This is a genomic window from Salinivibrio sp. PR6, assembly GCF_001995955.1.
GTDB classification, from domain to species: domain Bacteria; phylum Pseudomonadota; class Gammaproteobacteria; order Enterobacterales; family Vibrionaceae; genus Salinivibrio; species Salinivibrio siamensis.
Map to the genome: position 1 here is coordinate 1 of NZ_MUFA01000033.1, position 7,195 is coordinate 7,195.

Consider the following 7,195-nt stretch of genomic DNA (forward strand, 5'->3'; position numbering starts at 1 on the left):
TTAAACATGTTTAAATTTACACTCTTTCAATGTATTAATCTGTGGATAGACTCAAAAATCAGTTATTGAACAATAGTTATGTTGCATTCCTGCAAGTCTTTTCATACACTGAAAGCTCACTGGCAAAATCCAGTGACGGGCTTGGTCACCCGCTCTATACCTTAGCGCACAACACGCCAGCTTTCTGCTGGTTTTTTTGTGCGTAGCGCTCGCGCACCTGTTCTATGGTGGGCTGGTTGAGGCAGCTTCGGCTGGCCGTTTACAAGGTAGCGGTATGACCAACCTCGATCAGTTCACCACCCAATGATTGGTCACATTGAGTGGTGATGAATACAAATCACTACCTTGTGGAGGCAATCATGCCTAATCAAATCACAGTTCCTTTCTACGGTTCTACACTGCTTATTGTTGAGCACAACGGTAAGCCCTTCACCACTTGTCGAAGGTATAGGTTTAGCTTGGCAGTCACAGCTAGCAAAGCTGAGTAACAACCCTAAGCGTTGGACTGTCACGAAAATCGTTACAGTTGCAGATGATGGTCGCCAACGTTCAGTAACATGCCTACCGCTCCGTAAACTCTTTGGCTGGCTGCAAACCCTTTCCCCCAACAAAGTAAAACCCAGAATTCGTGACCGCGTGATCCGCTACCAAAACGAGTGCGACGATGTGCTGTGGCAATATTGGGCAGCAGAAAGCCGCCAACCCACCCCGCAAGTGGTAGAGCCACCGCGCCAAGCACGGCTGCTTATGGTAATGGACAGGGGCAATGTGGTGAGCACCCAATTGGTGGAGAACGATGCCGTGGTTGTCTCACGCGGGCAAATTCCCGCCCTGCTGCGCGAGCCGGGTTACTTTAGCGTGGCCGAGCTTAAAGCTATTGCCGAAACCTCGCTTGATAAAATCGCCGAACTAGCGGAGTACACCGAGCAGCGGTTTTAACCATGCATGAAACGTGCGACAAACGAGGCATGACTTTGCGGTCATGCCCGTTTACCATTTAGGACATTCATTGGAAGGGGGCATGATAACGGTGGATGAATCAACGGAATCAATCTGGGTCAAGGCAAAAGCGAAGCTAGCATTGAACCCCAGTACAGGATTAGAGAACCAATGGCTGTTTTGGCTAGCCGTACTGACTCCCTTATCACTCGCACTGGCATTGGCACTTCCTGTGTGGCTTGAGTACTCGCTCTCGTTTTCCGCCAAAGGCTATGGCACATTCTTAAAAATCAGCGCTCTTCCAATCGGCATTAGCTCGCTCTCCATCCCTTTGGGTGTACTAATTGGCAGGCTACACGGCACAAAACAAACAGCGCTGCAAATCTCAGAAGCACAGGCAACGAACAGAACCAATCTCTACTTGGCGCATTACGAGCATTTTTGTGATCACTTGGCGACAAAGATCAATGCTCTATTATTTTTGAGAGTAGTGAGACTTTAACGTTCAATGTTCGCACTCTATACCGTAACATATACCCAAACAACGGGTTAAAAAAAGGAGTTACCCATGCAAGTAAAAAGAATATAGAAGAAGTCACCCCTATATTTCATTTGTTCGACTTCCTATCAGAAGAAGAATATAATAAACACCTGCAGAAATAGGGGCGAGCATTCTTGGTTTCAACTTGGAAGAAAGACTATCTGGCGTAGGTTTTAATGTTGGAAATGAATTCAAAGTTCCGCCACTAACAACTGGTAATATAGAATCAATAAGTATCGCCTTGAGCAGAGTTTTAAAAATCGCAGTTAGTTTAGAACCAGAACTTAAAGAAATACATTTTGGCAGCAATATATTTAAGATGAGTGTAGAAGAAACACACAGTGAGATACAAAGAAAAATAAAAACGATAAGAGAAATGTATAGAGAAAAATTCAACAAATTAATGGAAGAGTCTCACTCACTATTCAAAAATGACCATAGTGGTTTAAAATTATAGGCTCAAACAGGTGGGGCTATTCCTCTCTTTGGGAAATGCTACGTTGATTTTATCCATACATAAAAACTGCGACGACTGAGGCATGACTTTGCGGCGATTTCTCATTAAACTGTTGCTTTTCAGCCGGATGGATAGCCCATATGTTTAACCCTGATCTTCCCGTTACCAAGCTTCCTATGTTTAAGGCTGTTTTAATCCTCGGTGGAGCCCTTACGGTGGGGGCGACGGTAGCAATTGGCTACCATACGAACTTATCTTTGTGCTTTACCGCAACGTGTTTTAATAACCTGCTTGAGTTTTTTAAAGTACCCATCCGGTTACTGGCCGCAACGCTTTCCATCATTGGCCTGATCGCGCTGGCACACCGCTCGGAGCAGTCAGCAAAGCAGATTAAGCTTTCAGAAGAGCAAAACATTTTCTCAAATCACTATAAAAACAAAGAGGAGTTCTGGAAATACATTGAGACTTCACCAAACAAAGATTACATTAAAAAACATGCATCTACCTATGATTTCATCTTTCCAAAATCAAAACTAGGCATCTACATGGTTAGGCCTTTGCTCACAACGAGTGAAAAAGACGCCATAATAAAAACAATAGAATTTACAATCCTCGCGCTTAAAGATAGAGAGATTGAGAATAGAAATACTGTTATAGATTTCTATCACAAAGAAATACAGAACAGCATATACAACAAGAGAGTGTTTAGCTTCGATATATTTAGCCTACCTGTTGATGTATATTTAGATGATAATAGTGTGGGCGAGTTCATCCTATACTTCCTTTCATCTCTAAGCTTAGCTATTAAGGTATATGTGGATATTTTGAATTTCCACCCTGAACAAGTTAAAGGCATTCATGAAGAGTTAACTCTTCACTTCCATCAAACGAGTCCTTACCCAGAGGATAATTTACATATTAACGAGGCGTACCTAAGAGATGGTATTAATTTTATAAGGCAAGCTTTATGATAAGAAAAAAACATAAAAAACCTATAAAATTGATTACATTAGACCCATGCACCGGACTAGAGAGACAGCCCCTTTTTTGGCTTGCTGTATTACTACCAGTACTCTTCGCTCTGGGGCTTGCTACCCCTGTTTGGCTTGAGTACTCTCCAACGCTTTCCGCCAAGGGCTATGACACATTCCTAAAAATCAGCGCTCTTCCAATCGGCATTAGCTCGCTCTCCATCCCTTTGGGTGTGCTGATCGGCAGGCTACACGGCACAAAGCAAACAGCACTGCAAATCTCTGAGGCGCAAGCTACGAACAGAACCAACATGTTCTTATCTCACTGCAATTACTATCGAGAGTATTTCGGAGAAAGAGCCAGTTACTCGATTGACCTGTCTAATGAATATACCGTATCATTCCATTGCCAGCATCTTTATCAAAACATCTATCTAGGTAATGGCCTGAGTCATGGTGTCAAACCGCCCACTCCAGAGCCATTATTAGATATATGGCGAACTGTGACGACTATTTGTCAGCATTTAGACAATTTGACGTCAGGAATAAATAACTCAACCATAAAAAGCCAGGAGATAATAGACGCATCAAAAAATCTAGAGTCTGAAATGATATTCACATTTAAGAGAGCTGGCTTCAAATTACCTGACGATTACTCACTGGTTAAATTCCACTTTAAAGATATTGAAAAAATACTAACTCGAGTAATCGAAGTGACGGTGATAGCAAAAGACTTTGAACCTGAATTCAAACGAGAATTAGAGAATGATATTTTACGGGAGGCTGTTAAGTCTGTAAAAAAACTTAAAGGAGATATAATGTCAAAAAGGCGTGAAATTGCGAACGTGGAGTCCTCACTCCTATCCCTTTCAACCATAACTAATCAAGATTAGAGCGCGAGCTTATGAGCAGCCCTCTACCCAACCTGATAGAGTCACTCTTGCTCGATTCATCACATCAACTAATGATCCGATGCCGATAAACAAAAAAAAGTCGCGAGTCGATCTCAAACACCTCTGATATAAGGTTACTTTCATCACTCGTAAACGGCAGTCTAATTGGCTGATTGCGCTCGTATTTGGTGACAATCTCCGAGAGAGGTAGTCGGCACGTAAGTGTGGTGACATGGCGCTTAAAGTCGCCGCCGTCTCCCTCAATAGGGTGCCAGCCGCTAAACGGCATTTCTGCAAGCAATGTTCCACTTAGCCGCCGATACCAGGGCGTGATGGTAGTTTCAGGGTAGCCGTTAAGCTCGTTATATAACCATGTTTCAAGTTCATGCAGTTCATTCTCCACAGCATAGCCATACGCTTTTTCCATCACTGCCACCAGTGATACATGCTCGCTCATGGCCTCACGTTGTAGCTCAATCAGTGCTGAAGTTGGCCTCATCCTTTTGCCTCCTTGTTTGGTTTACTTGTAACCCTCCCCATTAAAAAGGGTCCGAGCGGCCCCTATGTCTGTGCGGTGTTATTTGTTTAGCTTTGGCAGTATGGAGTTCTTACTGCTGTTGCCATATTCAATTTTGCGTACCAACGGCATTGGTATCTCAAGGCTTGATTGGGTGCGTTCGCTATAAACAGTCAGGTAATCGTTACTACGGATCAACAACCCGCCGTCTATCCTCGTTTCACTTTTACTATCAGCATCCAACATGTAAACAGATACAGGTTTCCCGCCGCCAAAGCCCGCAAAGCGAAGGAAAGTAGCATAATTGGAAGGTGTGGCGGCATATCGCAAAACAATGAGAAGAGCTAACAACGCATAAAATACTGCAATGTGCTTGTCCGACTTAGGCCGAACCAACAACAAAAGATAGGCCGATGGAAAAAACAATAAAAACACAACAGGATGAAAAAAGCAGGTGACAATATTACACTCTAAATCATCTGTGCGTAAGAAAAGAAAAAAATAGAGAGTAATTGGTGTAATAACTGCCCACCGATAAAGCGTACCATCTTTAGGTTCTCTTATTTTGGTTTCGATCCAATTAAGTATTTTTTGCACTTTATAACCAGTATCTCGATCGGGCAAAAAGCGACCCAGCACCTCGGAGAGCTTCATGTACGCTCTTAAAGCCTTAGCTGAATAGATAACCATTAGGAATATTAAAGACATGGCTAGAGCAGCAGCAAAAGCAAGTGAAGCTACTGTCGCTTTCAGATAAGGCACCCCCTCTACAGGCGGTCTAAAACCGTAAGTAATCGAATAGGCATACGTGGCGTACTCCGTAAAGTATGCAAAGAACCCTGAACTTACCAGTACCCAAAACGTCCATACAAATAACCTCGTATGTTTTGAGTGCTTTAATACTTTAAACACAACGTCTTTTTTCTCATCAATCCAGTGTGAGTCCATGCTCCCCTCCTTCAAATCGGGGGATCATACTGAGTAAATCCAGATAAGCACAGGTTCAATGATCATCAATCACGCACGGTGTGATATGTCTTTAAGTTCTCGCCAGCACAACGACAGATACACTCAATGTTGCTCTGAGGTGCAAAAAGCACAGGTGGCTTTTGTGCGGCTTGCACCTTTTTGCGTTCTATCTTTTTGACTTTCTAGGCCGTCGCCTCGGGCGGATCCAGCTTTCTGCCAAACCATACGCCAATTTCTTGCCCATCTTAGCAGCCAACAATGCCGGGAACGACAGATCTAAGTACCTCACGCGGCGTAGCTTAATAAGTAGCCCAGGAGCGTAGTTGTTAGACTTCGATTAGAGCCATATATTCAATATATCGATACGGTTTGTGTGACAGATTCTGTGAGTAAGCCTTGATGAGCAATCTCGTGTGCTTGTTCCCGAGCTATCGGGAGCTGTAATTATGGGCAGGTCCCAAGTTTGCGTCCCTTCAAGCCCATCTCTTTTGGGAACGTGGCATATATGGTGACTTTACCGGTTTTACTAAAATCGACACGCAGGTAGTTCGCCTTTCCACACTTCGACCGGCGCTCAATTGCATGCTCATAATCACTTTTTTGGCCGTTTTTGAGGTTTATGTTAAAGTGCGCGTCACTGTAGAGGCCTTTGTTCAACGGGGCTCATCCGTAAAGCTCACACATGCTACTTTTTGAATACGTAAAAAATGCCATGCGTTACGGATTTGCGTTACTAAACATGGAAAAATAAAGTTCACTTCAGTAACTCAAGGCAAAGAACAGTTAATAAAAGCGATTCATAAGCGATTGATACAATTACCAAAAAGAGTGATTTTTGAAACATGGCTCTATTAATAACAGACCGATGCATAAACTGCGATATGTGTGAGCCCGAGTGTCCCAACGGGGCCATCTCGATGGGTTCCGAGATCTTTGAGATCGAGCCAGATTTATGTACCGAGTGTAAAGGCCATTACGACAAGCCAACGTGTCAGTCGGTCTGCCCTATCTCCAAATGCATTATCACCGATCCCGATAATGTCGAGACAGAGGATCAGCTCTTAGAAAAATTTGTGGTCATCCAAGGGATGGCCTAAGCCATTAAAAGCGCCGCAAGGCGCTTTTTTTATGTCTTGTTATTCTCCAGCAATAACCCTAACACTAAAGGGGCGCTTTAAACGCAAAAAAACCCCAGCTTTTCAGCTAGGGTCTCTAAGTAGTGGCGGAGTGCCGGGACTCAACGCGCACTGCAAGTGCCGCGACCAAGACGTCTGGCTCTGGGGAGCTTAAATGCAAAAAACCCCAGCTTTTCAGCTAGGGTTTCTAAATAGTGGCGGAGGGCCGGGGTTGCGGACAACGGGCAGGCCATCCTGCGGGACTCATTCGCCCGCAGGGCGAACCTGGCCAATAACAAAAAAACCCCAGCTTCTCAGCTAGGGTTTCTAAGTAGTGGCGGAGTGGACGGGACTCGAACCCGCGACCCCCGGCGTGACAGGCCGGTATTCTAACCAACTGAACTACCACTCCGCACCAATTCTGTATGACTAAAGACTTATATCTCTTGGCTTTAATCAATTGTAATCAAAGCCTGGCGATGTCCTACTCTCACATGGGGAGACCCCACACTACCATCGGCGCTGCTTCGTTTCACTACTGAGTTCGGCATGGAGTCAGGTGGGTCCAAAGCGCTATGGTCGCCAAGCAAAATTTGGTGTGTCTTCACTTTTCAGTCAAAACACTTAATCTAGAAAGCTGTTCGTTCTCGCCACAATCAACTGGCTTATTTTAAGTCCAACCCAAAACCTCTTGGGTGTTGTATGGTTAAGCCTCACGGGCAATTAGTACAGGTTAGCTCAACGCCTCACAGCGCTTACACACCCTGCCTATCAACGTTCTAGTCTAGAACAA

The 7,195-nt window shown here is 44.2% G+C and carries 8 protein-coding genes, 1 tRNA gene and 2 rRNA genes; 6 read left to right on the plus strand and 5 right to left on the minus strand.

Annotated elements, in window-relative coordinates; translation table 11 throughout:
- The first annotated feature begins 408 nt into the window (after window positions 1–408).
- The 5 genes from BZG72_RS15675 to BZG72_RS15690 all read left to right on the plus strand — a co-directional run bounded on the left by BZG72_RS15675 (window position 409) and on the right by BZG72_RS15690 (window position 3,801).
- The gene (locus BZG72_RS15675) at window positions 409–939 is read left to right on the plus strand and encodes a phage antirepressor N-terminal domain-containing protein (protein WP_198930080.1); all 531 of its coding nucleotides are present in this window, start codon (window positions 409–411) and stop codon (window positions 937–939) included.
- Between the two features lie 82 nt (window positions 940–1,021).
- Window positions 1,022–1,441, plus strand: a complete 420-nt coding sequence (locus BZG72_RS15680) for a hypothetical protein (protein WP_077667247.1) — start codon at window positions 1,022–1,024, stop codon at window positions 1,439–1,441.
- Between the two features lie 184 nt (window positions 1,442–1,625).
- A complete protein-coding gene (locus tag BZG72_RS16215) occupies window positions 1,626–1,937 on the plus strand; it encodes a hypothetical protein (protein WP_131828042.1) in 312 nt (103 codons plus the stop codon).
- A gap of 140 nt (window positions 1,938–2,077) precedes the next feature.
- The gene (locus BZG72_RS15685) at window positions 2,078–2,908 is read left to right on the plus strand and encodes a hypothetical protein (protein WP_077667248.1); all 831 of its coding nucleotides are present in this window, start codon (window positions 2,078–2,080) and stop codon (window positions 2,906–2,908) included.
- Window positions 2,905–3,801 carry a hypothetical protein gene (locus BZG72_RS15690; RefSeq protein ID WP_077667249.1) on the plus strand — a complete coding sequence of 299 codons (897 nt, stop codon included), beginning with the start codon at window positions 2,905–2,907 and terminating at the stop codon, window positions 3,799–3,801. The genes BZG72_RS15685 and BZG72_RS15690 overlap by 4 nt, the downstream gene beginning before the upstream one ends.
- A 64-nt stretch (window positions 3,802–3,865) precedes the next feature.
- Here the strand turns inward: BZG72_RS15690 and BZG72_RS15695 are convergent, their stop codons facing one another.
- Entirely contained in the window at window positions 3,866–4,300 is a 435-nt protein-coding gene (locus BZG72_RS15695) for an AbiTii domain-containing protein (protein ID WP_077667250.1), read from the minus strand.
- Between the two features lie 78 nt (window positions 4,301–4,378).
- Complete coding sequence (locus tag BZG72_RS15700; protein WP_077667251.1) at window positions 4,379–5,266, minus strand: hypothetical protein; 888 nt, start codon at window positions 5,264–5,266, stop codon at window positions 4,379–4,381.
- A gap of 863 nt (window positions 5,267–6,129) precedes the next feature.
- Between BZG72_RS15700 and BZG72_RS15710 the strand changes: the two genes are divergently transcribed.
- Window positions 6,130–6,384: a YfhL family 4Fe-4S dicluster ferredoxin gene (locus BZG72_RS15710; protein WP_077522394.1), complete on the plus strand. Its 255-nt coding sequence runs from the start codon at window positions 6,130–6,132 to the stop codon at window positions 6,382–6,384.
- 353 nt (window positions 6,385–6,737) lie between these two features.
- Here BZG72_RS15710 and BZG72_RS15715 read toward each other — a convergent pair.
- The 3 genes from BZG72_RS15715 to BZG72_RS15725 form a co-directional block, all read right to left on the minus strand.
- A tRNA-Asp gene (locus BZG72_RS15715) sits at window positions 6,738–6,814 on the minus strand.
- Between the two features lie 59 nt (window positions 6,815–6,873).
- Window positions 6,874–6,989: ribosomal RNA gene (gene rrf, locus BZG72_RS15720) — 5S ribosomal RNA — on the minus strand.
- 115 nt (window positions 6,990–7,104) lie between these two features.
- Window positions 7,105–7,195, minus strand: a 23S ribosomal RNA gene (locus BZG72_RS15725); the annotation flags it as partial.

Coding starts and splice junctions, on each gene's coding strand:
- BZG72_RS15690 (WP_077667249.1), top strand. CDS start 2,905: ATGATAAGAAAAAAACATAAAAAACCTATAAAATTGATTACATTAGAC.
- BZG72_RS15685 (WP_077667248.1), top strand. CDS start 2,078: ATGTTTAACCCTGATCTTCCCGTTACCAAGCTTCCTATGTTTAAGGCT.
- BZG72_RS15700 (WP_077667251.1), bottom strand. CDS start 5,266: ATGGACTCACACTGGATTGATGAGAAAAAAGACGTTGTGTTTAAAGTA.
- BZG72_RS15680 (WP_077667247.1), top strand. CDS start 1,022: ATGATAACGGTGGATGAATCAACGGAATCAATCTGGGTCAAGGCAAAA.
- BZG72_RS15710 (WP_077522394.1), top strand. CDS start 6,130: ATGGCTCTATTAATAACAGACCGATGCATAAACTGCGATATGTGTGAG.
- BZG72_RS15695 (WP_077667250.1), bottom strand. CDS start 4,300: ATGAGGCCAACTTCAGCACTGATTGAGCTACAACGTGAGGCCATGAGC.